Source organism: Pseudomonas sp. CROZ-RG-20F-R04-15, from assembly GCF_022662375.1.
GTDB lineage: Bacteria > Pseudomonadota > Gammaproteobacteria > Pseudomonadales > Pseudomonadaceae > Aquipseudomonas.
Genome location: NZ_JAKNQL010000013.1, coordinates 52,981 through 77,165 on the forward strand (window position 1 = coordinate 52,981; position 24,185 = coordinate 77,165).

Here is a 24,185-nt window from a genome sequence, read left to right on the forward strand (position 1 = left end):
ATTCCTGACCAGGTGCAGATAAATCGCACTCTGTTACTTACTTTCGCTAACAGGAGTTTCGAATGGATCGGCTGACCAGCATGGCGGCTTTCGTGATGGCGGCCGAAGCCGGCTCGTATGCCAGCGCCGCGCAACGCCTGGACATGTCCGCGCAAATGGTCGCCAAGCACGTGGCCGCCCTTGAGCAGCGGCTCGGCGCACGGTTGCTCAACCGCACCACACGCCGGCAAAGCCTGACCGAGCTGGGCCAGGCCTATTACGAGCGCTGCAAGCACATCGTCAGTGAGGCTGAAGCCGCTGATTCACTGGCGCAAGTCATGAACGACACACCGCGCGGCAAGCTCAGGGTCAGCGCACCGGTAAGCTTTGGCTCCTACAGTCTGATGCCGTTTGTGACCGTGTTCTTGCGCGAGTACCCCGAGGTGGAAATCGACCTGCACTTGACCGACCGCGCCGTGGATCTGGTGGAGGAGGGGTTTGAGGTGGCTTTCCGGATCGGTCCGCTGGCGACGGCCAGTCTGACCGCCAGACCGTTGGCTGCGTATCGCTTGATCGTTTGTGCAGCGCCGCGCTATCTGGCCGAATACGGCACGCCGCAAGTGCCCGCCGATCTGCAACAGCATGAGTGCCTGGGTTATGCCTATTGGTCGCGGCCTGCCGACCATGAGTGGTCATTTTTCAATGGCGCCGAGGTCGAGCGCGTGCCGGTCAGCAGTCGCTTGCACGTCAACGAGAGCAAGGCGCTGTTGTCAGCGGCTATTGATGGGTTCGGGATTGTGCTGGGGCCTGCCGACTTTCTTCAGCCGGCGTTGCGCAGAGGGGAGTTGGTCAGGTTGCTGGAGGGATTCGAGGCGCCGAGCAGACAAATGCATCTGCTGTACACGGCGCATCGACAGAAGACCGCGAAAGTTCGCCAGTTCATCGATGCCGCGGTCAGGCGCTTTGCCTGACCGCGGCATCCGGCTCAGTTAATGCGCGGATGCTGCTGCACCAGTTCCTTGCGCTTGGCTTCCAGCGCAGCGATTTCGGCGTCGATGTCTTCGATTTTCTGCTCGATATTGTCGTGGTGTTCCTGCAGCAGTTCCTTGGCTTCTTCAAGGTCGGACGCGGCCGGCGCGGCACCACGCAGCGGTTTGTTGGCGGTTTCCTTCATCGTTACGCCGGTGACCAGACCGACCACCGCGATGACCATCAGGTAATACGCCGGCATGTACAGATCGTTGGTGCTTTCGACCAGCCAGGCGACCACGGTCGGGGTCAGGCCGGCGATCAATACCGAAACGTTGAACGCCGCCGCCAGCGCACTGTAGCGAATGTGCGTGGGGAACATCGCCGGCAGGGTCGAGGCCATGACGCCGATAAAAAAGTTCAGCAACACGGCCAGCATCAGCAGGCCGGCGAAGATCAAACCAATCTTGCCGCTGTTGATCAGCATGAAGGCCGGGATCGCCAGAATGAACAAACCGATGCTGCCCACGACGATGAAAGGCTTGCGGCCAATCTTGTCGCTGATAAAGCCGATTGCCGGCTGCACGAACAACATGCCGACCATGATCGCGATGATGATCAGCACGCCACGGTTTTCGCTGTAGTGCAGGTTGTGCGACAGGTAGCTCGGCATGTAGGTGAGCAGCATGTAATAGGTGACGTTGGTCACCGCCACCACACCGATGCAGGTCATCAGGCTGCGCCAGTGCTTGGTCGCGACCTCTTTGAAGGAGACTTTCGGGCCACCGGCGAGGCCTTCACGATCGCCTTGCTCAAGCTTTTCGACGTGCTGCTGGAACGCCGGGGTTTCTTCCAGGGCGTGACGCAAGTAGAGACCGATCATGCCCAACGGCAAGGCGAGGAAGAACGGCAGACGCCAGCCCCATTCCTCGAATTTGGCTTCGCCGAGCGTCGTCGAGATCAACACCACCACACCGGCACCGAGGACGAAACCGGCAATAGAACCAAAGTCCAGCCAACTGCCGAGGAAGCCGCGTTTACGGTCCGGCGCGTATTCAGCGACGAAAATTGAGGCGCCGGTGTATTCGCCACCGACCGAGAAACCCTGCGCCATTTTCGCCAGCAACAGCAGGATCGGCGCCCAGATGCCAATCGAGGCATAGGACGGAATCAGGCCGATGGCAAAGGTGCTGAGCGACATGATGACGATGGTCGCGGCGAGGACTTTCTGCCGTCCGTACTTGTCGCCCAAAGCGCCAAAGAACAGACCGCCCAAAGGCCGGATCAGGAAGGGCACGGAGAACGTCGCCAGCGCGGCGATCATCTGCGTGCCGGGATCGGCGCCGGGGAAGAAGACTTTGCCGAGTACATAGGCGACGAAGCCGTACACACCAAAATCGAACCATTCCATGGCATTGCCCAGTGCGGCGGCGGTGATTGCCTTGCGCATCTTGGCGTCGTCGACAATGGTGATGTCGTTCAGGCCGATCGGCTTGACGGTTTTCTTGCGTGATTTCATCCGGGTCTTCTCTTTGCTGATCCATCGTGCCGCGTAGATGCCATCTATTTGATGGCGCGTACTCTTTGGCTCAGATACATGAGGACACGAAATAATTCACTGCTCGCTGCTTTTTTTCCTGGCGCACCTGTGTAGGAGCTGCCGAAGGCTGCAATCTTGATCGTTCCCGCGCTCTGCGTGGGAATGCAGCCGGGGACGCTCCGCGTCCCAACAGGATTGCAGCCTTCGGCAGTTCCTACAGGGGAATGCCGCTACCGGCGAAGGGTCGCGTAGGATTTACCGAGGTCGCTGGCCCAGCCATCGAGCACAACCTTGACGTCATCGGCAGTCAGCACCTGCTTGTCGTTCTCCAGTGGCACGCCGGTGCCTTTACGCACCACTTCGGCAATCACCTCGCCGGTCGAACCGTCCTCGAACGACACCTCGGTGACGACTTCGCTGTCCTGATCACGGATGCCGGCCGCCGTGCTCACACCGGCAGCGACGAGGGTGACGGGCAGCCACTCATAAAAGCGCAAACCCTGAGTGCTGGTCGCCACCTGGGTAATGGCGGGGCGCACCACCAGAGTGTTCGGCCCCGGCTGATTGACCAGATGCATGACCTTGCCCAATTCCACCCGCAGCGCCGCGTCGTAATAGTCGGTAACCCCGGACAGCGTGCTCAAGGGAATCCGCTGCGTCGGCTCGGCACTCGGATAAAACTGACTCGGCGCCAGATAAACCTGAGTGTATCGACCCCGGGCGAGAGCCGGGCTGACCCACGCCAACACAGGCTGACCGGACGGCGACTGGCGCTCGGTCATCACGCTGTAGTCATGCAGAAACCCACTGTGTTCCGGGGTTTTGCTGCTGCACGCCGCCAGGCTCAGCGTGGCAACAATCGACAGCGACAGCGAACGAATGCGCGACATCAAACGGCTTCCTTGTTTTGCGCCAGGTTGTCCGAGCACTCGATGTGCAATCGACCGTGGGCCATGATCCAGTTCATCAGATCGGCAGTGCTGACGCTGTGCACGTATTCCACCCAGTGCGCATTGGTCGGGCTGAAATGTTCGAAATAACGGCGTAAAACCACCGTGCTCTGATCACTGGAAACCCCCATGCACGATTCCTGAAACACCACCGGTGTGTCCGGGCCGAGCGCGGCGGTGCGCTGGCTGAGAATCAACGGCCGATTACCGTTGTGCTGCGTAACGCCCGGTTTGCTGTTCAATACCTTCATGCCAATCCCCCCGCTGGAAATACCTGCAGAGTGCCCGCGCGGTTTTGCCGGAGGATGTCCGCTTGATGTCTGGCGTGCAGAAATGTTGCTCGATTGAAATAAATGACCGGCGCGGTGAATGGCTTTAGATTGGCTCTTTTTGGTGCATGGATCCTGTCACTGTGAGCAGACTGCTGTTCGTCGACGACGACGTGGAAATTCTCGCGCTGCTGAAGAAGTTCTTCGTGCAGCACGCCTATGAGGTCGACGTTGCCCCTAATGGCGAGGCGATGTGGGCGGCCATTGCGCAGCAGCGCCCGGACACGATCATTCTTGATCTGATGATGCCCGGCGAAAGCGGCCTGAGCCTGTGCCAGAAGGTGCATACGCAACTGGGCATTCCGATCATCATGCTCACGGCCATGGCCGAACTGAGCGATCGCATTGTCGGTCTGGAATTGGGAGCGGACGATTACCTGACCAAGCCGTTTGCCCCGCAGGAACTGCTCGCGCGGGTGCGAGCCTTGCAACGTCGCGCCGGCGAACCGCGCCAAGCGGTTGAGCCTTCGCGGCCGGTAATCGGCTTCGCCGGTTGGCATCTGGACATCACCTGCCGCGAGTTGCGTTCACCGGAAAACGTGATGATTCCGCTGTCCGGCGGCGAGTTCGATTTGCTGGTGGTGTTCCTCGACCATCCACAGCGCATTCTGACCCGCGAGCAGTTGATCGATCTGACCCACGGTCACGGTCATGACGCTTTTGATCGGAGTATCGATGTGCAAGTCAGCCGCTTGCGCCGCAAGATCGAACCGGACAGCAAACGCCCGGACCTGATTCGCACCGTGCGCAACGGCGGCTATCTGTTCACCGCCAAGGTCACTCGCTCGTGATCCGCCGGCTGTTGCGCGGCGACACTCTGCGCCGGCACATCGCCTTGACCATCATCGCAGCGATGGTCGCGTCTTTGGCGTTGAATGCACTTTTCGTCCAAGTCGCCGGCATCTGGGCCCGGCCGCCGATTGAACGCACCGGCCTGCTGGAGCAGATTGCCGCGACCTCGCGGGTGATTGAGGCTGCCCCGGCCAACCTGCGCCCGCAACTGGCCACAGCGGCGAGCAGCGCCATGCTGCAAGTGTCGTGGAAAGCACTGCGCGCCGACTTCGATCTGCCCAATGACGGCCTTCGCTTGCCAGCGAACAGAGTGCCGGTGATGCAGCAACTGCTGGGGAGTGATCGAAAAATCGAGGTGTTCAGCCCTGGCGACTGGCCCAACGGCAGTCCCCAGGCGCATTACGCCGCCGTCGTGCAATTGGTCGATGGCAGCTGGTTGTCATTTATCCCGCCGGAGCGCAGTTGGGGCCTGGAATTTGGCGTGCGTATCGTGATCGTCATCGCGTTGGGACTGATTGCGACATTGCTCGTCGCTTGGGTCGCCACCCGGCAACTGGCCAACCCCTTGCAGCGTTTCACCCGGGCCGCCAAACGTTTCGGCACCGATCTGCGCGCACCGCCGATCAAACTCGAAGGCCCCGACGAAATTCGCCAGGCGATCATCGCCTTCAACACCATGCAGGCGCAGATCCAGCACTTCATCGCCGAGCGCACGCACATGCTCGCGTCAATTTCCCACGACCTGCGTGCACCGCTGACCCGCATGCGCCTGCGCAGCGAATTCATGGAAGACCTCGATCATCAGGGCAAGTTGATTCGTGACGTCGAGGAGATGCAGTCGATGATCAACGCCGCACTGGCGTTCTTCCGTGAGGACACGCACCGTGAGGAGACCACTGCGTTCGATCTGTCGGAACTGCTGCAAACCATTGTCGACGATTACCGTGACCAGCAGATCAATGTCGATTTCGAAGGCCCGGCGCATCTGGTGTACGAGGGCCGGCCGCTGGGGATCAAACGGGTGATCGTCAATTTGCTGGAAAATGCACTGAAGTATGCGCAGCGTCCGGTCATTGCGTTGAAGCGTGACGATCATTCGATCTACATCGAAGTCAGCGACGAAGGCCCCGGTATTCCCGAAGCGGCGCTGGAACAGGTGTTCGATCCGTTCTTTCGCCTGGAGGCTTCGCGCAACCGCGACACCGGCGGCGTGGGTCTGGGGCTGTCGGCGGCGCGGGCGATTGCGCGCGAGCAGGGTGGCGAGTTGACGCTGAGCAACCGCCACGGTGGAGGGTTGACCGCTAGGGTGGAGTTGCCGTTGTCGTGAAGTACTCAATCGGAGGGCGTGGCATCTGCTGCGTCAACGTTGTCAGACGCGGCTTGCTCACGTCCATTTTGATTTTTCTGGTCTTTAGCGCCGAACGCGTAAACGCATTCAAAAAATTCGAAGTGATCAGGAATCAATGTCGGTGCAAGAAGGGAGTGTGTCAGCAGCGTTGTCGGATGTTGCTCTTTGATTTTGTGCGCGATCAGGATTTTCTCGCGCGAGTTGTCCAGGTAGAGCACGGCGTCTTTTGCGCTGTCTACGTTCACGCATGGGGATGCGTAATTGAAATCACCCATATGAGCGATGTGGTACAGAATCTGGTTTCGACGCCGTTCAGGTTCAATGACGTTGTAGATCAATGAAAGAATCAAGACAAACCCCAACGCATTGGCAATCAGAGAGATACCGGAGCGCGGAATCTCTTTCCTCAATCGCGCTGCCATGTAGGTGAAAAGTCCTAGAAAAAGCAACACTGCGATTACGGCAGCGCACAGAAACTGGAAACGCATCAGGACATGCATGAAAGTCGCGGCAGCCACTGTGACCGGTAGCAAAGAAGCATCGACCCCGAAGAGTTCATTGACATCTGATACCGCATCGATGTGCGCGAACCAAATCACCAGCCCCGCTACAGAAAGCCACAACAGCGCGTTTGATTTCAAATTGATAACGCTGGCGGCAAGCCTTAGCTCAACAATACCGATGAAAACATAAACACTGGTAATCATGCAGCCGGTCAACGCGACCACCATGTAATTGGCCAGCGGCAGGCCGGACAGGTCAATCCCCAGTGCCAGAACAAGTACCGCCAAGGCGATCCATGAAAGTGTCTGGAGCGCCTTTTCTTGGGGAGGCACTGCACTTTTTTTCAAGCTTGCGCTGTCATCTGGATTGGAGCAAATAGGTTGCGAGCTCATTGCTGTGAAGCCTGCCTGTCGATTGGAAGTGAGGTTATCGGCCGGTCAAAGCATCGCTATATACCGCCGGCCAGGTTGCTGATATGAAAATAACGCTGTAGATTTTCATGAAATTATAAGAAATAAATTTCATGAGGTCGCGAATGTTCCTGCAATCCAGCCAGCACGTCGACAGCTATTACGCCCACAGTTGCGCCGATATTCTGAGCCATCGACCGGCTCTGGAAGGCGAACATGACACTGACGTGGTGATCATTGGCGCCGGCTTCAGTGGCTTGCACACGGCATTGCGTCTGGCATTGGCTGGTAAACGCGTGATGCTGCTGGAAGCCAGTCGCGTGGCGTGGGCGGCGTCGGGGCGTAATGGCGGGCAGGCGATTCTCGGCTGGTCGTGCGACATGCCGCCGCTGGAAGCCGCGCTGGGTCATGAACGGGCGAAACGGCTGTGGGACGGCATGCGTTGGGCGGCTTATGAGTTGCGTGAATTGCCCGGGCGGCATGGTTTCGATTGCGACTATCGTCCCGGGCATTTGTGGACATCGGTGATGCCGCGCCGAGTCAGTCTGCTGACTGAATGGCAACACGAGGCCAGCCACAAGTGGGGCCATGATGCCTTGCAGTTCATTCCTCGTGAACAATTGTCCGACTGGGTCACCAGTGAACGCTATCAGGCCGGGCTGTACGACCCGCAAGGCGCGCACCTCAACCCATTGAAACTGGCACTGGGCCTTGCCGCCGCCATCGAGCGTGCCGGCGGACGTATCCATGAACAAAGCAAAGCGTTGAGTTATCGGGAGGAGGGCGACGGTTTCCGGGTCGACACCGAGCGCGGTTCGGTGCGCGCCGATGTGCTGGTGCTGGCCTGCAACGCCTACCTCGATGAACTCGATCCGCAACTGTCGCGCTGCATTTTGCCGGTGGGCACTTATCAGGTCGCCACCGCGCCGCTGACGCCCGAGCAGGCCACCGCGCTGTTGCCACGCAATGTCTGCGTGACCGACAACCAGTTCGTCCTCGATTACTTCCGTCGTACCCCGGATAACCGTTTGTTGTTCGGCGGCGGCTGCACCTATCTGGGCGGCATGCCCAAGGACATCGCGGCGGCGACCCGACCGTTTCTCGAGCGGGTGTTTCCGCAGCTCAAAGGCGTCGGCATCGAGTTTGCCTGGGGCGGCCATATCGATCTGACGATGAACCGCACGCCTGATGTCGGCGGCGCGGGCAATCGATATTGGCTGCAAGGCTATTCGGGCCACGGCGTGTTGCCGACACTGGCCGCCGCACGCGCGGTGTCTGACGCCATTCTCGGCGATACGGATGAACTGGCGCTGTATCAGGGCTTGAGCAATGGCAGCTTCCCCGGTGGCAAGCATTTCGCGGCGCCGCTGGAAGCCATCGGCAAGGCCTGGTATCGGCTGCGCGACAGCATTTGATGAGACATCTTTCGGAATTCCGGCCATGAACAAGCAAGAAGAAATAGCCGCGCTGGCGATCCTCATCCACGACCTGCGCAAGCACAAGAAGTGGACCCTGAAGGAACTGGCCGACAAGATCGGCCGGTCGGTGGGGTTTCTCTCGCAAGTCGAACGCGGCATGTCGCGGCCGACCGTGGCGGATCTGACCGCGATCAGCGAAACCTTCGGCGTGCCGACCACCTATTTCTACAGCTTGCCCAAGCCTAAAGAGCTGCCGTGGGTGACCCGGCCGGACGAGCGCCGCACGCTGTATTACGCCAATGGCATCACCGACATTCTGGTGTCGCCGCAGATGCGTGCTTCGTTCTCCATGCTCGAAAGTCATCTGGAAGCCGGCGCGAGCAGCGGCGACCGCCATCTGACCGACAGCTCGGAGCAGGGCGGTTACGTCCTCGAAGGCGAACTGACGTTGTGGCTGGGCGACGATGAAGAGCCGACTACGTTGAAGGCCGGCGACAGCTTTCAGTTCGACAGTCACACCCGCTGCCGCTACGGCAACCTTACCGAGCAGCTCACCCGCGTGCTCTGGGTCTACACCTGATAACCAAAAAGGATGAACACGATGGACGCTGTCTGCGCTGACCTGCTAGCCGAAGTACGGGCGTTTCGCCAACGCTACCCCGAGGTGCGTTATGTCGACCTGATTTCCCTGGACATTCCGGGGCACTTTTATGGCAAACGCTATCCGGTCGACATGCTCGAAAAAGTCGCCGCCGGCAGTGTGCTGAAACTGCCGCAGAACTGCGTATTGCTGGGCGTGCAGGGTGGCTTGTTCCCGATCGGCGATTACTGCTTCAACGACGGCGACCCGGATGCCGTGCGCCGTCTCGTGCCGGGCACGTTGAAACCGGTTACCTGGGAGGCGCAGCCGCTGGGGCAGATGCTGATCACTTCCGACGGCACCGAAAAACCGATCGAGTTCGAACCCCGCGAAGTGCTCGCGCAGGTACTCAAGCGTCTGGCCCGCAAAGGCATTCACCCGGTGGTGGCGTTCGAGCTGGAGTTCTATCTGTTCGATAAAAAGCTGCGCGATGGCCTGCCGCAATTCCCCCGCGACGACCTGACTGACGACGCCGATGACCAACCGAACCTGCACATCGAACGGCTTTCACGCTTTGCGCCGGTGCTGGATGACATGGTCGAAGCCACGCGGGCGCAAGGTATCGACGCCACGGTGATCACGGCTGAACTCGGCCCCGGTCAATTCGAAATCAACTTCGGCCACCTCGACGATGGCTTGCGTGCGGCCGACTGGGCAGCGTTGTTCTGCCGCAGCACGCGCGGCGTCGCGCTCAAGCATGGCTACCGCGCCAGTTTCATGGCCAAGCCGTACTTGCAGCATCCCGGCAGTGGCATGCATGTGCATGTCAGCCTCTACGATTCAGCGGGCAATAATTTGCTCGCGGCGAATGACCAGCAGCCGTTGCGCCATGCAGTCGCCGGTTGCCTGGAATTGCTGCCGCACAGCATGCCGATCTTCGCGCCGAACCAGAACTCGATGCGTCGTTTGGGCGGCACGGTGAATACCGCGACCAAGGCCAGTTGGGGTTTTGAGGATCGTGATGCCTGCCTGCGCATTCCGGAGTCGGACGCGAAAAACCTGCGGGTTGAATATCGCTTGGCGGGTGCGGATGCCAATCCGTATCTGGTGTTGGCGGCGATTCTGGTGGGGCTGGAGCATGGGCTGGAATCGGGCAAGGAACCCATTGCCCCGCTGAATGAAGATCGCAGCAGCGGGATCGATTTCCCCAAGGAGATGTTCGAGGCCGTGCGTGCGATGCAGCATCAGGCGCAGTTGCGCGACGGGCTGGGTGCGGAGTTTGTCGATGTGTATTGCGAGAATAAACGGCAGGATCATTTGGCGTTTATGCAGGAGATTGGGGCGCGGGAGTATCGGTGGTATATGTGAGGGCGAGGACAATTCACGAATGTAATGAATTCACGCATTGCTTGCGCCCGACATTGGCGTCTTTGGCCGACCTTAAGGCGGACACAACGGCCTCCACGGATGGCGACCTGCTGGACGACTCGGCAATCAGCGAGCAGATGAACAGGCTAATTGTTCTTTTGGACGAAGGTGATACGGCGGCTTTGGACGTGCTGGCGGCACTGCGCAACAGGCCACTCGATCGAGCGTTGGCAGACCGTCTGACACTCGTCGCGGCGCAGGTGGAACTGTTCGACTTTGACCGCGCCTTGCAGCTTGTGAAAGGCTGCGATGGGCAGTAGACCGCTATTCACGAACGTCGAATGCCGGCCAACAGCAGGCATTCGATTTCTACGCAAACAGGGGCGATATAAGGCGGCCGTCAGCTTATGGCGGTGTCACTACGCCGGTAACCTGATCGAGAGCTACGCTAATGCTTAGTGAGACCCGGACCATCCCAATCAGCAGTGGCGCACGAACATGGTTTTCTCTTTATTGATGGCGTTGGTATTAGCATTCCTGATTGGCTGGGTTTCGCAACGCATGGGTATGTGTCTTGTCAAAGCGAGCGAACAATTGCTGGCTGGTCGCCCGACGTTATTTGTGGCGCTGACATCGTGTGGGTTGTTCGGGTTGATGCTGGCCCCGGTCTATCGTTTCTCTGAGGTCAGCCTGCCACTGTATTCGCCTGGTATTTCCTATCCATTAATGGTTGCGGGAGGCTTGTTGTTCGGAGTGGCATCGGTGCTGAACAACGGTTGCAGCGTAGGCACGCTGACCAGGTTTGCCTGTGGCAATATCAATAAACTGTTCACGATTATCGGCTGGGTACTGGGGATCGTGCTCTGGTATTACATGCGCATGATGCCCGAACAGAAGACCATTCTGATGCCGGAAATTTCTAGCCGCCATTACTGGTTGTTGATCGGTGTGGTGGCGTTAGTGCTGATATTTTTGGTTGGCATACATGGTAATAAACACCTGGTGCTCTCCAGTATGCTGCTCGGTGCGTTGACGAGTGCGCTCTATACGTTTGAGCCGTTATGGACACCTAGTGTGTTCTTTTACAACGTTTCGCAGATGTTCTGGCAAGCCGATATGGCGATCAGCGCCCGGCGTATTGCGGTGTTTGTTATGTTGCTGGCTGGCATGCTGAGTTTTACCCTGTACAGGAAAACGTTCCGTTTCGAGGCCTTTACGCCATCAAAGGCTGCGGTTCATTTGTTGGCGGGTATTTTGATGGGGATTGGGGCTTCGATGATTCTCGGCGGCAACGATTCGCAAATACTGTTGGTGTTTCCAGCACTGGGCGTTGCCTCAAGCATTCCACTGGTGTCGATTGCCACGGGCATTCTGGTTTCATTGTGGTGGAAAAAGCGGGGTACGAGCTGAACTCGTCAAAACCAACCGCTTGATGCGATCCACTGGAATTTTGGCATTTCACAGGGTATTCAAGTCCGTCTCTTTGGAGAACCTGAAGGTTGACGCATTAAAAATCGACAAGATTTTTGTTGATACTGCATCGTCCCTGAATTCCTAGACACAACGAAGAGCTATATAGGGCCCCGTCCTCATTGCAAGCCTCTTTGAATTGGCACAGTGGAATTAACAACTTTGGCCCGAAGCGAACTTTCGCTCCTGCCCAGGACACTTACTCTGCACCTCTGATACGGCGATTTGTGACTTCTCTAATGAGCTCGAGAGTTATCACGAATAATTTAACTTTACGTGAGGATTTGGCGATCTATCGACGCCCACACTAGGCTCCAATGATCAACCGCAGGGAGCCGGACATGTCGCAGCTATCTGCCTCACCCGCTGACAGTAGCCATCCTCGCTGGTTACGACTGACCCATTGGCTGAACGCCCTGGCCGTACTCATCATGGTCACCAGCGGTTGGCGTATCTATAACGCCTCGCCGATTTATGACTTCAGCTTTCCCAAATCGATCACGCTGGGCGGCTGGCTCGGCGGCGCACTGCAATGGCATTTCGCGGCCATGTGGTTCCTGGCGATCAACGGTCTGATCTACCTAGCCATCAACCTGTTCAGCGGCCGTCTCAAGCGCCGTTTCTTTCCGGTGTCGCCCAAAGGGGTTTTGCATGACCTGTGGTCAGCCCTGCGGGGAAAACTGGGGCATGCCGACTTGAGCCATTACAACCAGGTGCAACGGGTGGCGTACCTGTTCGTGATGGTCGACATCACGCTGCTGGTGCTCTCAGGGCTGGTGCTGTGGAAGTCTGTGCAGTTTCCGCTGCTGCGGGAATTGTTGTTCGGCTACGAGGGCGCGCGGCGTGTGCACTTCTTCTCAATGGTACTGCTGATGGCGTTTGTGGCGGTGCACCTGGTGATGGTCGCGCTGGTGCCTAAAACGCTGCTGGCGATGATCGCCAGTCGCAAGGAGCGGGTATGAAAAAGCGCATCGTAAGCTCCAGGCTGGACGAGTCATCAATCCTGACTGACGCCCGGAAACTCCTCGCCCCACAGATCATCGACCGCTCGCGTCGCGCGTTCCTGTTGCACAGCCTGACCCTCGGCGGTGTGGCGATGCTGTCTGGCTGCAACCTGACCGACAACGAAAGCGTCGAGACTGCGTTGTCGTCCATGTCGCGCTTCAACGATAGAGTCCAAGGCTGGTTGTTCAATCCCAACGCCATGGCGCCGACCTATCCGGAATCCATGATCACCCGGCCATTTCCTTTCAATGCCTTCTACGGCATAGACGAAGCACCGACGGTGGATGAGGAGAGCTATCGTCTGGAAGTGACCGGCATGGTTGCGGATAAACGCAGTTGGCGGCTCGAAGAACTGCGCGCCATGGCGCAAACCGAACAGATCACCCGGCACATTTGCGTTGAAGGCTGGAGCGCCATCGGACGGTGGGGAGGCGTCCGGTTCAGCGATTTTCTCAAGCGCGTCGGCGCAGACACCGATGCAAGGTACGTCGGTTTCAAATGCGCGGACGATTACTACACCAGCATCGACATGGCTACCGCGCTGCATGCGCAAACTTTGCTGACGCTGAGCTATGACGGCGCAGTGCTGCCTCGCCAGTACGGGTTCCCGATGAAGCTGCGCATGCCTACAAAACTCGGCTACAAGAACCCCAAACATATTCAGGCGATTTTTGTCAGCAATACCTATAGCGGAGGTTACTGGGAAGACCAGGGATACAACTGGTTTGGCGGCAGTTGACCGGTTTCCTCGCTGCATCAACGCGCAGTCCAACTGCGTTCATTCGCAATCAAGCATCAGGAGTTACATCATGAAAAAGATGACCACTGCTGTACTGACAATGTGCCTGGCATTCGGGGCAGCGAGCGTATTTGCAGCCGATACCATGAGCAATGACGGCATGAGCAAGGACACGATGTCCAAGGACACTATGAAAAAGGACACGATGAAGAAAGATGCCATGTCCAAAGACTCGATGAAAACGGATAAAGGATCGAAAGACGCCATGAAGAAAGACAGCATGTCGAAAGACACCATGAAAAAGGATGCCATGTCCAAAGACACGATGAAGAAAGATGATATGAGTCAGTGAGTTTTTTCGGAGTGGTGGCTGCTGAGTTAAAGCGGTTGTAGTGAGTGTGTGAGCCGTCCCTGTGGCGGCTTTCATTTTTGGGCTACCGCTCTTTTTGTCGATTTCTGCATGTCATGATAGGTAGAGGTCGAAAAGGCTGCATTTAATCAGTACTCGTTATTCATGAAGAATGAATCGATGCCAGATCCGTAGTCACCTTGGAGTGACCGCTTCTGCGCCGACAGCGGCCTTTCGTGTGGGGCGGCGTTCGGCCAAAAGCAGACCTTCATCCTGGAACGAGTAGAAGCAAGAAGATTCGGAGTAGGAAAATGCAATGTACCTGCAACGCTAAGGGCGACCTGGTAGAGATTGGTCAGAAGTACACGGCGTTTGTCGCAGGAATGCGCTGTCTTGCAACGGCGGACTGGGTCAAACTATTGCAATGCCCCGGGTGTGGGCAGCTTTGGCGAACCGATGAGTGGGATAAATATCAAGCGCTGTACGCGCGCAAACTGGACTCGCCCGAGGGCTGGGAATCAGCTGATATGGAATCCTTGATCAAGCTACGCATTGTCGAGAATCATGGCGGTCTGGATACGTCTGCTTGTCTGGCGAAGGACTGCAAGCAACATGTACTCAAGGGACGAGCCTATTGCGTTGACCATTTTTATGAAACCGGAGCGAGAGGTTGAACCGTTGAAACTGGTCAGAAAAGCGGGATTAAAGGACAGATCACGTTTTTCTGAATGGGGTCTGTCCCTGACATCTCCCCCAGCCACTCACCCCTTCAACGACATCGGCCTGTCCCCACCCGGAGGCAAGCCAAACAACCTGCGCACGCCATTAAGAAACGCCCCATAAGGCCGCCCCAGCACCAACATCATCACCGCCGCACCCAGAGTGCCGCGCACCAGACCTTCTCCCGATGCACCACTGAAAGCAATGATCGCTGCATAGATCGGCACCTGAAAACTGACCAGGGCAATACTGTCCCATACCAACCTCGACACCCGACCCTGACCGGCGTGTGTCATCACCCAATCGCGCCAGACACCGTAAGGTCGCGCGACCGGAATCATCAGCACTGCGCCCAGCAGGCGCGCGTGCAGAACCTGATCCCAGGTCATGCCGGCAATCAAACGTTCATTGATGATGCCGGTGGTAGTGAAAAACAGGATCAGCGCCGTGGTGTCTGCGATAAATGCAGTCCGACGCGTTGGCTGTTGCGCGCGTAGCGACACCTCACTTCTCCTTTCATGGCTTCAGGACCGATCTTTCCTCAGCTGTACGCCGGCGCCTCATCGTGCTGTGACAGCGGTTGCACCGCGAGGTGCGGAGATTCGCCGAAGTACTCGATCAGCAGATCCGTGAGCACGCGGATCTTGCGCGCGGGATGCGGGCCGGGCGCGCGGAGGAGGTAGGCGCCGGCGGGGGGCGGTGGATGGTTGGTCATGATCGGCACGAGTGCACCCGAGGCGATGTGTTCGTGGGTGAGGCAATCGGGCAAGTAGGCGACGCCGAGGCCGGCAGCCGCGGCCGAGGCGAGCGCCGTGCCGTTGTCAGCCTTGAAGCGTCCTTGCGGGCGAACCGTGATGACCTTGTCAGCCTCCATGAATTGCCAGGCTTCGGTGCCTTGCATGAGCGCCTGATGGGCGTGCAGTTCGTCCGGGGTTTCCGGGGCGCCATGCGCTTTGATGTAGTCGGGGCTTGCGACGAGCTTGGTGTAGACCGGGCCGATACGCCTTGCGATCAAGTTGGAGTCCTGCAGATATCCCACGCGAATGGCGCAATCGTAACCCTCGGTAATCAGGTCAACGAAGCGATCGCTGTAGCAGGTTTGCATGTGCAATTGAGGGTGACGGCGCGCCATTTCCGCCAGCACCGGGGCGAAGTGCGTCGGCCCGAACGACAACGGCACTGCCACGCGCAAGCGACCGCGCAGGGCGCCGGCGGGCAGGATGGTTTCTTTGGCGATGTCGATTTCGCTGCAGACTCGGGCGGCGTAATCGCGAAACGTCGCGCCGGCCTCGGTGAGTGATGCCCCGCGCGTCGAGCGTGCCAGCAGTTGCACGCCCAGTTCCGCTTCAAGCCGGGCCAGCCGGCGGCTGACGATTGATTTCGAGACCCCGAGCCGCAGCGCTGCTTGTGAAATGCCCCCGGCATCCGCCACTTCGACGAAGGTTTGCAGTTCTTCAATATCCATTCTCGCGTTCCCCTTGGCGCGACACAGTTCGCCTCGGGATGCTACTACTGCAGCGAATAGGGGAACAGCACAATGGCTTTTCCAGGCGCGGCGTCACACGTCTGTGCCTGGAATCCATTAGCCGCACGGGCTCCGGCCTTTTCACCCACGTGCGTTACCCATACAAAAGGACCTGCAAATGGCAAGCGAAACAATCCGCAACCCCCACACTGATCAACTGCTGACGCCCGAGAATTCGGTGTTGATCGTGATCGACTATCAACCGGTTCAAGTGTCCTCGATCCGCTCGATGCCGCGTGATGAACTGGTGTTCAACATCACCAGCGTCGCGAAGGCGGCGGTCAACTACAACCTGCCGATCATCCATTCGACCGTCAATGTCGCGACGGGCCGCAACAAGCCGCCGATTCAAGAGTTGCAAGCGGTGCTCGGCCATCTGCCGACCTATGACCGCACGTCGATCAACAGTTGGGAGGACACCGAGTTCAAGCAGGCGGTCAAGGCGCTCGGGCGCAAAAAACTGATCATGACTGCGCTGTGGACCGAAGCCTGCCTGGCCTTCCCGGTGCTCGATGCTATTCAGGAAGGCTATGAGGTTTATGTGCCGGTCGATGCGGTGGGTGGCACATCGCTTGCCGCACACGAGGCGGCGTTGCGCAGAATGGAACAGGCGGGTGCGAAGCTCATCAGCCGCGTACAAATGTACTGCGAACTGCAACGCGACTGGGCGCGCGAGGTAACCGTGCCAGGTTTCATGGGTGTGTTTGAAAACTTCGACGGCTTCAACGCTGAAAAGGCGCTTCAGGAGGCTGGCAACAAGGCCTGAGTATCGGGCCGTTGTTAAAGGTGGCGCCGGCAATAGCCGGCGCTGCTTTTCATTTGGCTTTTTTGAACGCCTGAAAATAATCTGAACCGCTGTAGGACCTGCTCGCCTAATGATTAGCTTGTGGTCAATCGCACAGGCGCTGTGTCAATCACGGCACACTCCGAGAGGTGGTCAACGTGGCTAAAGACGAAAAGAAAAGCAAAGACAAAGGTGACGCTTCGAAAGCCAGCAAGGATTTGAAAGACAAAAAGTCATCACCTGAGAAAAAATCAGCGGCAGCTTCGGCGCTGTCCAAGTCCTCCGACAAGGACAAGAAAGACAAGAAAAAAGATGCCGAGCCGAAGAAGTCCGCCAAAAAAGCCGACAGCAAGCCTGAGAAGGCCAAGGATTCGAAGAAAGCTGACAAGCCGGCTAAAAAGAAAAAGTGATCTTGAAGACAATAAAAAACCCGGCATTCAAATCGGGTTTTTTATTGCCTGCTATTTGGAGATCAGAGCGCCGCTTTCACCTGCAAACCAAACACCAACGCATTGTCGATGTCCTGTCCGGAAAACGCGCCCGGCTCGATGATGTACTGCACATTCGGCCGCAGCGTCAGCCAAGGCGTGGCCTGATAGCCATAACCGAGTTCGATCAATTGCTCGGCGCTGTCCAGGTTCGGAAATGCCGTGCCGTTGTTCAATGCGGCGTCCTGCTGCACGTCACGGCTGCGCGGGTTCGGCACGGCGCGGCCGTAACCGAGAGCAACGGTGTCTCGCGGGCGACCTTCGAACGGTTTGTACAGCACCACGCCGGTGCCGTACCACTTGCTGAACGGCGAGGCTGCTTCGCTGGCCGCCGAGTACTGACCGAAAGCGTGCAGGCTGCGGCCTTCGGAGGTCGGCGAGCTCCAGACGGCTTGATCAATCAGCAAGTAATGGCCGCCGCGACCGGACACGTCTTTGTCGCTGCCGATGCGTTTCACATCAGAGCTGTCGTAGTAGTAACCGAGCTTGTACTCGCCGGGCAGGGCGCCCGCGTGTTTGTACACCAACTCGATGGGCACCACGGTGCCGGTGGTGTGTTTCGGATCAAGATGCCAGGCGCGGCTGGAGTTGCCGTTGCTTTCCGGGTCGACGTTGAACGCCGCCACACGCAATTGCCACGAGGACGACAGATCGTATTTGACCCGCACACCGAGGCGCGCGTTGGGGTAGTTGGTCCAGCCGCTGCCACCGGACATGTTCAGCGGATGGCCGCAGAAACCGGCGTTCATGAAGTTGCACAGGATGCCGCTGTCGAGACCGCCGAGGTCGTTGCCCATGGCCATGTAACCGAGTTTCACATTGAGCGCCGGAGTAAACAGGCTGCGCTCGTAACTCAGTTCGGTCAGGCGCGTGTACAGGCCGCCGTAGTTTTCCTGGATCGGCAGGCGGTTGCCGACCAGATCTTCCGAGGCGCTGTTGCCGCGACGGTCGTTGATGGTCAACTGAACCTTGCCGGCGTTATCCACGCCGTACAGTTTGCTCAGGTCGAACTGCACGCCGAGCTTGATGTTCTGCGAGTAACGCGCCGAGCGATGCAAGCCGCCGTCGGCGTTGTAAGCCATTTCGCCGCTGTAGTCGCCGGTGAACTTGATGCCTTGTTCATCCATCTGGTGACGCAGTCCGCCCCAGTCACCCGTAAGGGTGCTGCGGGTCAACAGATCGGCATCGTTGTCGGCCAGCGCGGGGAGGGTGGTGGTGCATGTGAGGCCCAGCACCAGGCCTTTGAACAGGTTGGAACGGGAAAAACCAACAGCCGATAGCATGTAAATCTTCCTGCAGAAAGCTTGAGCAATAGGGGGAAAGCAGCGCGGCACCCGAAGGTGCCGCGCTTTACGTGAACACCTTGGTTTACGGCAGGGCGTAAGCCATCACGTAGTCGCCGCGATCGGTCGACTGACGCGCACCACCAGCGGTGATGACGATGTATTGCTTGCCGGTTTTCGGCGACACATAAGTCATCGGGCCGCCCTGGCTGCCAACCGGCAGACGCGCTTTCCAGACTTCTTCACCGTTGCCGCTGTTGAAGGCGCGCAGGTAGAAATCCTGGGTGCCGGCGATGAAGATCAGGCCACCTTGCGTCGACAGGGTGCCGCCGAGGGTTGGCAGGCCGATCTTGATCGGCAGGTGCATGCGGATGCCCAGCGGACCGGTGTCTTCAACAGTACCGACCGGAACCTGCCAGGCGATTTTCTGAGTCTTCATGTCGATCGCGGTCAGCGTGCCGAACGGTGGTGCCTGGCACGGAATGCCGGCTACCGACAGGAAGCGGTTTTTGTTCACGGCGTACGGCGTACCTTTCAGCGGCACGGCGCCCATGCCGGTGTTCAGCGCTTCGCCACCGCCAGCGGCCTTGCCCTGGTTCTGCGACGGGATCATCTGGATCCACAGGCCCAGGCGCATGTCGTTGACGAAGATGAAACCGTGCACCGGGTCAGTGGAGATGCTGCCCCAGTTCATGCCACCCAGCGAACCCGGGAAGCTCAGCGACTTGTCAGTGCCCGGCGCGGTGTACAAGCCGTCGTAACGCATGCCTTTGAAGTCAATGCGGCAGAGCAACTGGTCGTACGGGGTTGCGCCCCACATGTCCGATTCAGTCAGGTGCTGCGCGCCGATCTGCGGCATGCCCAGCGATTTCGGTTGGGTAGGGGAGTACGGTTCGTTCGGGATGTTCGCCGCTTTGACCGGCACTTCTTTCACGTCGGTCAGCGGTTTGCCGGTGGCACGATCAAGCACGTAGATCTGCCCGGCCTTGGTGCCGATGACCAGCGCCGGAACGGTTTTGCCGTCCTTGGTGAAGTCGATCAAGCTCGGCTGCATCGGCAGGTCGAAGTCCCAGAGATCGTTGTGCACGGTCTGGAACACCCAGCGCTCGTCACCGCTGGTGGCGTCCAGCGCCAGAATCGAAGCACCGTAGGTGTGATCGAGTTTGCTGCGCTCGACACCGTAGATGTCGGTAGACGAGCTGCCCATCGGCAGGAACACGGTGTTGGTCGCCGGGTCGTAGGACATCGGTGCCCAGCTGTTCGGCGTGCTGCGCACGTAAGTGCTGCCGTCGGCCGGTGCGTTTTTATCCTGTGGGTTGCCCGGGTCGAAGGCCCAGCGCATGGCGCCGGTCATCACGTCGAAACCACGGATCACGCCGCCCGGCATGTCGGTCTGCACGTTGTCAGCCACGCGACCGCCAACCACGACTGTGGTGCCGGCCATCAGCGGCGCGGACGACAACTGATAGTAGCTGTCCGGCACGTTACCCAGACCGGCCTTCAGATCAACCTGGCCGTTGTTGCCGAAACCCTGGCAAAACTCGCCGGTGTCCGCATCGACCGCGATCAGGCGCGCATCAATGGTGTTGGTCAGCAGACGACGCTGGCAATTGGCGGCAGGCGCCGGTTTGGCTTCGATGATTTTCGAATTGGCCGGCTGCGCGATGGCGGCGGTGGCGTCGAAATAAGCCATGCCACGGCAGCGCTGCCAGACTTTCGACTGGGCGTTGATGGCGTTCTTCCACAGCTCTTTACCGGTGTCGGCATCGAGGGCGATCAGATTGTTGTGCGGGGTGCAGATGAACACCTTGTTGCCGACCTGCAGCGGGGTCAGCTGATCTTCGGCGCCGTTGCCATCGCTCTCGGCGACGTCACCGGTGTGGTAGGTCCACGCGACTTTCAGCTTGTCGACGTTGGCGCGGTTGATCTGGTCCAGCGCGGCGAAGCGGCTGCCACCTTCGGTATTGCCGTAGTGGGCCCAGTCCTTTTGCGCTTTGTCCGGCTCGACCGGAGTCAGGCCCGGGCCAGTGCCGGTTGCGGCAACGGTCGGGTGCGCGACGAACATGTTGCCTGCCGCCACAGCCACGCCGACCGCCAGCACCGCAGCCACGGCGTAAGCGCCGCGACCGGCAGCTTCACCGTTGGCCCGCTTGAGCAGCGGGTAGACCAGCGCCACGACCAGGCCGATCACACTGAACATGAACAGGCGCGAGAACACTGGCCAGAACACCAGCCCGGCGTCGCTGACTGCCCAGATCGCTGTCCCGACGAGAAACGCGGCGAACACCCACGCACCGGCCGGTTTGAAACGGGCGATCAGCAGACCGGAGATGGCCATGCCCAGACCACCCACCAGGAAGTACCACGACCCTCCCAGGCTGACCAACTTCACGCCGCCCGCAGCGAGCGCCAAGCCGAGCAGGGCGATGATCACGCCCAGCCCGACCAGAATGAATTTTGAGATGCCTGAGAGGCGTTGACTCTGCTTCACGTTGAGTGTCCCGTTGAAATGAGGAACGCATTATATAATTAGGTAACTATCTAGTTAAATCACAAATTCAGTAATAAAGCGTTGTTCGTTGCCGAATAAAGCTTCCAGGTCGCAGCGGCCGCGCTCACAGGGTTGCAAAGGCTTTTGCAATCTCTGCAAAAGTGGCTGTTGCGTCAGAAAAAATCCGGGTTATGACAGCCTCTGAACTTAGCCGTTGTTTGGCGACAGCTGAAGCATGCCGATAAAAGCAGCTTAGCCCACATAGCGCTCGAGCCCTGACCGCAGAGCCTCGAAGGTCACTTTGCAGCGCGGGCTGTTGCGCAGATCTTCGTGCATGGTCAGCCACACAGTCAGTCTGGGTTCGAAGAGAGGGGCGAGCACCCGAACCAGTTCAGCGTCACGCTGCGCCACTCGCACCTGACACACGCCGATGCCTACGCCGGCGCGAATCATCGCCAACTGGGCCAGATCGCTGTCGGTACGCAAGCTGAAATGTTCGCGGCGCCACTGCGGTAACCAGTGTCTGGCGTTGCGCAGGAACGGTGTTTCCTGGTCGAACCCGATCAACGCGTGATCGGTGAGTTGTTCCAGTGTTTGTGGTGCGCCGCGAGCATCGAGGTAACGGCGGTGGGCATGCAGGCCCAGTTCAATGTCGCCGATACGTCGGGCAATCAGCGAGCCTTGTTCGGGGGCGACCATGCGCACGGCGATATCGGCCTCACGGTGCAACAGGTCCTGAACGCGATTGGTCAGCACGAGTTCAACATTGAGTTCCGGGTATAGGCGCTGCAGCCCGGCAATCACGGGAGGCAGCACTTGCGCGCCGACCACCTCGCTGGCACTGATGCGCACGGTTCCTCGGACGCCGCACCCTTGAGCTTCGGCCGCGCGTATAAGGGCGGCGGCATTGGCGCGCATTGATTCGGCGAAAGGCTTGAGTGCCAGCGCGGCCTCTGTCGCCAGCAAACCTTGTTGCGAACGGGTGAACAGGCTCACGCCGAGTTGCCGTTCGAGCATGTCGATGTGGCGCCCGACCGTGGGTTGCGCGACACCCAGCGCTCGTGCGGCGGCCGATAGTGAACCTTCCTGCAGCACGCTCAAGTACGAGCGGTACAGTTCCCAACTAATGTCGTTATCCATGCATAAATGTATAGCGGCTAGCCGAAATTACGCAATTTCATTGAGCTGTAAGTGCCTTCAGACTTCCCTCATTCCATCGAGAGGACGATCAACATGATCGCAAGTCGGCGCGTTTTGGTTTTGGGTGCAACGGGTGGCATTGGCGGTGAAGTGGCGCGCACGCTGCGCGATTCAGGCTGGCAGGTGTGTGCGCTGCGTCGCGGTGGCCGTCCTCAGAGCGAGGTATCCGAAGGCATCACTTGGTTTACCGGTGATGCGATGGATCGGCAGCAGGTCATGGCCGCTGCACAGGGCTGCTCAGTCATCGTCCACGCGGTCAATCCACCGGGTTATCGCGGCTGGGACCAGCAGGTCTTGCCCATGCTCGACAACACCATCGCAGCCGCCATTGCACAGGGCGCGACAATTGTCCTGCCGGGCACCGTTTATAACTACGGGCCGGATGCCTTTCCGTTACTGCACGAAGATTCGCCACAGCGACCTTTGACCCGCAAAGGTGCTTTGCGGGTTGAGCTTGAACAACGGCTGCGCAACGCCAGTACTCAGGGCTGTCGAGTGATCATTGTTCGCGCGGGCAATTTTTTCGGCCCGGCACCGGGCAATAACTGGTTTTCCCAAGGTCTGGTCAAACCGGGCAGGGCGGTGACTCGGGTGCTGCTGCCAAATGCCGAAGGCATCGGCAACCAGTGGGCCTATTTGCCTGATGTCGCCAGCACAATAGCGCAATTGCTGGAACGTCGGGAAACGCTCGAACCTTTTGCGGCGTTTCATATGGCCGGCCACTGGGACGCAGATGGCCGGCAAATGGCTGAAGCCATACGCCGCGTCGTCGCACGACGCGGCGGCAAGATGCCGAAGATCAAGACCTTCCCTTGGTGGCTGATCAGGGGGCTGTCACCCTTTGTCGAAACATTCCGCGAAATGCTGGAAGTGCGCTATCTGTGGAATGAGCCGGTGCGCTTGAGCGGTTCGCTCTTGCAGTCGACGTTGGGGAGTGAGCCGCACACTTCGCTGGATGACGCGGTGGAGGCGACGCTGATGGGTTTGGGGTGTCTGCGCAACCGTTAAGCGTTCTCTTCAATCCTGCGCACATTGCCCAACGAATCACGCTGCATCGATTGCAGGTTCTTCTCGATGGTTTCGCACAGCGCTTCCATCTGAATCTGATGTTCGCTGTGGCGAAACGGACTTTGCAGATCGGTGCCAATGCGCTCGATGGCCAGCAGCATGAAGCCGACCACGGTCGAAGCCAGCGGCGTGAACCAGCCCAAGGATTCCACCAGCCCGATCGGCACGATCAGGCAGAACAGTGAAATAAACAGCCGTGGGAAATACACATAAGGGTAGGGCAGCGGTGTATTCGCGATCCGCTCCATACCGCCCTGACTGTTGGACAAATCCACCAAGGTCGATTCCAATCGCGCCAAACGGATGCTGTCCAGGCGCCCGGCCTTGTATTCCCTTGCAAGCAAGGTCGCGGAGCCGGTGAGGATGTCGTTGGCAAAGTTGTTGGTGGTGCCATTGCGCGCGAACTCATCGGCGGGAATAAATGCCCGGACTTCCTCAGGACAAGGCTGACCTTGCAGGTGCGCCGCGAGGCAATTCACGTAGGCGACGTGACGGCGCAACAGAGTCGACTTGACCGGATTCACCTCGCTGCCGGGATCATCCAGCAACGTCAGCACCTGGCGGGCGAAGCTGCGTGAATTGTTGATCATCGAACCCCATAACGTCCGTGCTTCCCACCAGCGGTTGTAAGCGCTGCTGTTGCGGAAACTGATCAGCACGATCAAGGCCGAACCCAATAACGTCAGGGGCATCAATGGCAGATTCAACTTGGCATTGAGGAACAGCATGAAGTCGACGGTGACGGCGATGTCCCAGAGCAGCAGCCAGAACAACGCCCAGCCGACATAGCCCAGAGTCTTGATGATCAAACGGTATTTTTTGACGATGGCAGCTTTCAAACGGAAACCTCGTGGCGAGCGGTAGGCGTTAACGCCT

Annotated in this window: 25 protein-coding genes; 15 read left to right on the plus strand and 10 right to left on the minus strand. The window is 58.7% G+C overall.

Annotation, left to right across the window (positions count from 1 at the left end):
- Positions 1–62 precede the first annotated feature (62 nt).
- Positions 63–950 (plus strand): LysR family transcriptional regulator, encoded by an 888-nt coding sequence (locus L8H52_RS19415; protein ID WP_242208354.1) that lies wholly within the window; start codon positions 63–65, stop codon positions 948–950.
- A gap of 14 nt (positions 951–964) precedes the next feature.
- On the opposite strand, the gene proP is transcribed toward L8H52_RS19415, so the two are convergent.
- The 3 genes from proP to L8H52_RS19430 form a co-directional block, all read right to left on the minus strand.
- Positions 965–2,467, minus strand: coding sequence for a glycine betaine/L-proline transporter ProP (gene proP, locus L8H52_RS19420; protein WP_242208353.1), 1,503 nt, complete (start codon positions 2,465–2,467; stop codon positions 965–967).
- Between the two features lie 251 nt (positions 2,468–2,718).
- Positions 2,719–3,378, minus strand: coding sequence for a DUF3313 domain-containing protein (locus tag L8H52_RS19425; RefSeq protein WP_242208352.1), 660 nt, complete (start codon positions 3,376–3,378; stop codon positions 2,719–2,721).
- The gene (locus L8H52_RS19430; RefSeq protein WP_242208351.1) at positions 3,378–3,689 is read right to left on the minus strand and encodes a hypothetical protein; all 312 of its coding nucleotides are present in this window, start codon (positions 3,687–3,689) and stop codon (positions 3,378–3,380) included. Before L8H52_RS19430 ends, L8H52_RS19425 begins: the two co-directional genes overlap by 1 nt.
- 146 nt (positions 3,690–3,835) lie before the next feature.
- Between L8H52_RS19430 and L8H52_RS19435 the strand changes: the two genes are divergently transcribed.
- The gene (locus L8H52_RS19435; protein ID WP_242208350.1) at positions 3,836–4,558 is read left to right on the plus strand and encodes a response regulator; all 723 of its coding nucleotides are present in this window, start codon (positions 3,836–3,838) and stop codon (positions 4,556–4,558) included.
- Positions 4,555–5,886 (plus strand): ATP-binding protein, encoded by a 1,332-nt coding sequence (locus L8H52_RS19440; RefSeq protein WP_242208349.1) that lies wholly within the window; start codon positions 4,555–4,557, stop codon positions 5,884–5,886. Before L8H52_RS19435 ends, L8H52_RS19440 begins: the two co-directional genes overlap by 4 nt.
- Before the next feature lie 5 nt (positions 5,887–5,891).
- Here L8H52_RS19440 and L8H52_RS19445 read toward each other — a convergent pair whose 3' ends face one another.
- Entirely contained in the window at positions 5,892–6,803 is a 912-nt protein-coding gene (locus L8H52_RS19445) for a hypothetical protein (protein WP_242208348.1), read from the minus strand.
- Positions 6,804–6,946: 143 nt separating this feature from the next.
- Here L8H52_RS19445 and L8H52_RS19450 point away from each other — a divergent pair, with 143 nt between their 5' ends.
- The 9 genes from L8H52_RS19450 to L8H52_RS19490 all read left to right on the plus strand — a co-directional run bounded on the left by L8H52_RS19450 (position 6,947) and on the right by L8H52_RS19490 (position 14,424).
- On the plus strand, positions 6,947–8,236 hold the full coding sequence (locus L8H52_RS19450; RefSeq protein ID WP_242208347.1) for an FAD-binding oxidoreductase: 1,290 nt from the start codon (positions 6,947–6,949) through the stop codon (positions 8,234–8,236).
- A 25-nt stretch (positions 8,237–8,261) separates the two neighbouring features.
- Complete coding sequence (locus L8H52_RS19455) at positions 8,262–8,819, plus strand: XRE family transcriptional regulator (protein ID WP_242208346.1); 558 nt, start codon at positions 8,262–8,264, stop codon at positions 8,817–8,819.
- Between the two features lie 21 nt (positions 8,820–8,840).
- Entirely contained in the window at positions 8,841–10,187 is a 1,347-nt protein-coding gene (locus L8H52_RS19460) for a glutamine synthetase family protein (protein WP_242208345.1), read from the plus strand.
- Between the two features lie 62 nt (positions 10,188–10,249).
- Positions 10,250–10,507: a hypothetical protein gene (locus L8H52_RS19465; protein WP_242208344.1), complete on the plus strand. Its 258-nt coding sequence runs from the start codon at positions 10,250–10,252 to the stop codon at positions 10,505–10,507.
- A gap of 178 nt (positions 10,508–10,685) precedes the next feature.
- Positions 10,686–11,597, plus strand: a complete 912-nt coding sequence (locus tag L8H52_RS19470; protein ID WP_242208343.1) for a YeeE/YedE thiosulfate transporter family protein — start codon at positions 10,686–10,688, stop codon at positions 11,595–11,597.
- Positions 11,598–11,998: 401 nt separating this feature from the next.
- On the plus strand, positions 11,999–12,619 hold the full coding sequence (locus L8H52_RS19475; protein WP_242208342.1) for a cytochrome b/b6 domain-containing protein: 621 nt from the start codon (positions 11,999–12,001) through the stop codon (positions 12,617–12,619).
- Positions 12,616–13,401: a molybdopterin-dependent oxidoreductase gene (locus L8H52_RS19480; RefSeq protein WP_242208341.1), complete on the plus strand. Its 786-nt coding sequence runs from the start codon at positions 12,616–12,618 to the stop codon at positions 13,399–13,401. The genes L8H52_RS19475 and L8H52_RS19480 overlap by 4 nt, the downstream gene beginning before the upstream one ends.
- A gap of 70 nt (positions 13,402–13,471) precedes the next feature.
- Positions 13,472–13,753: a pentapeptide MXKDX repeat protein gene (locus L8H52_RS19485; RefSeq protein ID WP_242208340.1), complete on the plus strand. Its 282-nt coding sequence runs from the start codon at positions 13,472–13,474 to the stop codon at positions 13,751–13,753.
- Between the two features lie 308 nt (positions 13,754–14,061).
- On the plus strand, positions 14,062–14,424 hold the full coding sequence (locus L8H52_RS19490) for a hypothetical protein (RefSeq protein WP_242208339.1): 363 nt from the start codon (positions 14,062–14,064) through the stop codon (positions 14,422–14,424).
- 87 nt (positions 14,425–14,511) lie between these two features.
- Here L8H52_RS19490 and alaE read toward each other — a convergent pair whose 3' ends face one another.
- Both alaE and L8H52_RS19500 read right to left on the minus strand, forming a co-directional pair.
- Positions 14,512–14,973: an L-alanine exporter AlaE gene (gene alaE, locus L8H52_RS19495; protein ID WP_242208338.1), complete on the minus strand. Its 462-nt coding sequence runs from the start codon at positions 14,971–14,973 to the stop codon at positions 14,512–14,514.
- A 38-nt stretch (positions 14,974–15,011) separates the two neighbouring features.
- Entirely contained in the window at positions 15,012–15,935 is a 924-nt protein-coding gene (locus L8H52_RS19500) for a LysR family transcriptional regulator (RefSeq protein ID WP_242208337.1), read from the minus strand.
- Between the two features lie 178 nt (positions 15,936–16,113).
- On the opposite strand from L8H52_RS19500, the gene L8H52_RS19505 reads away from it, so the two are divergent.
- Together L8H52_RS19505 and L8H52_RS19510 are read left to right on the plus strand one after the other, a co-directional pair.
- Entirely contained in the window at positions 16,114–16,761 is a 648-nt protein-coding gene (locus L8H52_RS19505) for a hydrolase (protein WP_242208336.1), read from the plus strand.
- A gap of 167 nt (positions 16,762–16,928) precedes the next feature.
- Complete coding sequence (locus L8H52_RS19510; protein ID WP_163013585.1) at positions 16,929–17,189, plus strand: hypothetical protein; 261 nt, start codon at positions 16,929–16,931, stop codon at positions 17,187–17,189.
- Between the two features lie 62 nt (positions 17,190–17,251).
- Here the strand turns inward: L8H52_RS19510 and L8H52_RS19515 are convergent, their stop codons facing one another.
- From L8H52_RS19515 to L8H52_RS19525, 3 genes are all read right to left on the minus strand, one after another.
- The gene (locus L8H52_RS19515; RefSeq protein WP_242208335.1) at positions 17,252–18,550 is read right to left on the minus strand and encodes a carbohydrate porin; all 1,299 of its coding nucleotides are present in this window, start codon (positions 18,548–18,550) and stop codon (positions 17,252–17,254) included.
- 85 nt (positions 18,551–18,635) lie between these two features.
- Positions 18,636–21,041, minus strand: coding sequence for a glucose/quinate/shikimate family membrane-bound PQQ-dependent dehydrogenase (locus L8H52_RS19520; RefSeq protein ID WP_242208334.1), 2,406 nt, complete (start codon positions 21,039–21,041; stop codon positions 18,636–18,638).
- Positions 21,042–21,293: 252 nt separating this feature from the next.
- Positions 21,294–22,181 (minus strand): LysR family transcriptional regulator, encoded by an 888-nt coding sequence (locus tag L8H52_RS19525; RefSeq protein ID WP_242208333.1) that lies wholly within the window; start codon positions 22,179–22,181, stop codon positions 21,294–21,296.
- Positions 22,182–22,274: 93 nt separating this feature from the next.
- Between L8H52_RS19525 and L8H52_RS19530 the strand changes: the two genes are divergently transcribed.
- Entirely contained in the window at positions 22,275–23,249 is a 975-nt protein-coding gene (locus L8H52_RS19530; RefSeq protein WP_242208332.1) for an NAD-dependent epimerase/dehydratase family protein, read from the plus strand.
- Here L8H52_RS19530 and L8H52_RS19535 read toward each other — a convergent pair.
- Entirely contained in the window at positions 23,246–24,148 is a 903-nt protein-coding gene (locus L8H52_RS19535; protein ID WP_242208331.1) for a bestrophin family ion channel, read from the minus strand. The two genes, L8H52_RS19530 and L8H52_RS19535, sit on opposite strands and share 4 nt — an antisense overlap.
- Positions 24,149–24,185 lie beyond the last annotated feature (37 nt).

Excerpts from the sequence above, each read along its gene's own strand:
- L8H52_RS19415 (WP_242208354.1), top strand. The coding sequence starts at position 63 with ATGGATCGGCTGACCAGCATGGCGGCTTTCGTGATGGCGGCCGAAGCC.
- proP (WP_242208353.1), bottom strand. The coding sequence starts at position 2,467 with ATGAAATCACGCAAGAAAACCGTCAAGCCGATCGGCCTGAACGACATC.
- L8H52_RS19425 (WP_242208352.1), bottom strand. The coding sequence starts at position 3,378 with ATGTCGCGCATTCGTTCGCTGTCGCTGTCGATTGTTGCCACGCTGAGC.
- L8H52_RS19430 (WP_242208351.1), bottom strand. The coding sequence starts at position 3,689 with ATGAAGGTATTGAACAGCAAACCGGGCGTTACGCAGCACAACGGTAAT.
- L8H52_RS19435 (WP_242208350.1), top strand. The coding sequence starts at position 3,836 with ATGGATCCTGTCACTGTGAGCAGACTGCTGTTCGTCGACGACGACGTG.
- L8H52_RS19445 (WP_242208348.1), bottom strand. The coding sequence starts at position 6,803 with ATGAGCTCGCAACCTATTTGCTCCAATCCAGATGACAGCGCAAGCTTG.
- L8H52_RS19450 (WP_242208347.1), top strand. The coding sequence starts at position 6,947 with ATGTTCCTGCAATCCAGCCAGCACGTCGACAGCTATTACGCCCACAGT.
- L8H52_RS19455 (WP_242208346.1), top strand. The coding sequence starts at position 8,262 with ATGAACAAGCAAGAAGAAATAGCCGCGCTGGCGATCCTCATCCACGAC.
- L8H52_RS19460 (WP_242208345.1), top strand. The coding sequence starts at position 8,841 with ATGGACGCTGTCTGCGCTGACCTGCTAGCCGAAGTACGGGCGTTTCGC.
- L8H52_RS19470 (WP_242208343.1), top strand. The coding sequence starts at position 10,686 with ATGGTTTTCTCTTTATTGATGGCGTTGGTATTAGCATTCCTGATTGGC.
- L8H52_RS19475 (WP_242208342.1), top strand. The coding sequence starts at position 11,999 with ATGTCGCAGCTATCTGCCTCACCCGCTGACAGTAGCCATCCTCGCTGG.
- L8H52_RS19480 (WP_242208341.1), top strand. The coding sequence starts at position 12,616 with ATGAAAAAGCGCATCGTAAGCTCCAGGCTGGACGAGTCATCAATCCTG.
- L8H52_RS19485 (WP_242208340.1), top strand. The coding sequence starts at position 13,472 with ATGAAAAAGATGACCACTGCTGTACTGACAATGTGCCTGGCATTCGGG.
- L8H52_RS19490 (WP_242208339.1), top strand. The coding sequence starts at position 14,062 with ATGCAATGTACCTGCAACGCTAAGGGCGACCTGGTAGAGATTGGTCAG.
- L8H52_RS19500 (WP_242208337.1), bottom strand. The coding sequence starts at position 15,935 with ATGGATATTGAAGAACTGCAAACCTTCGTCGAAGTGGCGGATGCCGGG.
- L8H52_RS19505 (WP_242208336.1), top strand. The coding sequence starts at position 16,114 with ATGGCAAGCGAAACAATCCGCAACCCCCACACTGATCAACTGCTGACG.
- L8H52_RS19515 (WP_242208335.1), bottom strand. The coding sequence starts at position 18,550 with ATGCTATCGGCTGTTGGTTTTTCCCGTTCCAACCTGTTCAAAGGCCTG.
- L8H52_RS19525 (WP_242208333.1), bottom strand. The coding sequence starts at position 22,181 with ATGGATAACGACATTAGTTGGGAACTGTACCGCTCGTACTTGAGCGTG.
- L8H52_RS19530 (WP_242208332.1), top strand. The coding sequence starts at position 22,275 with ATGATCGCAAGTCGGCGCGTTTTGGTTTTGGGTGCAACGGGTGGCATT.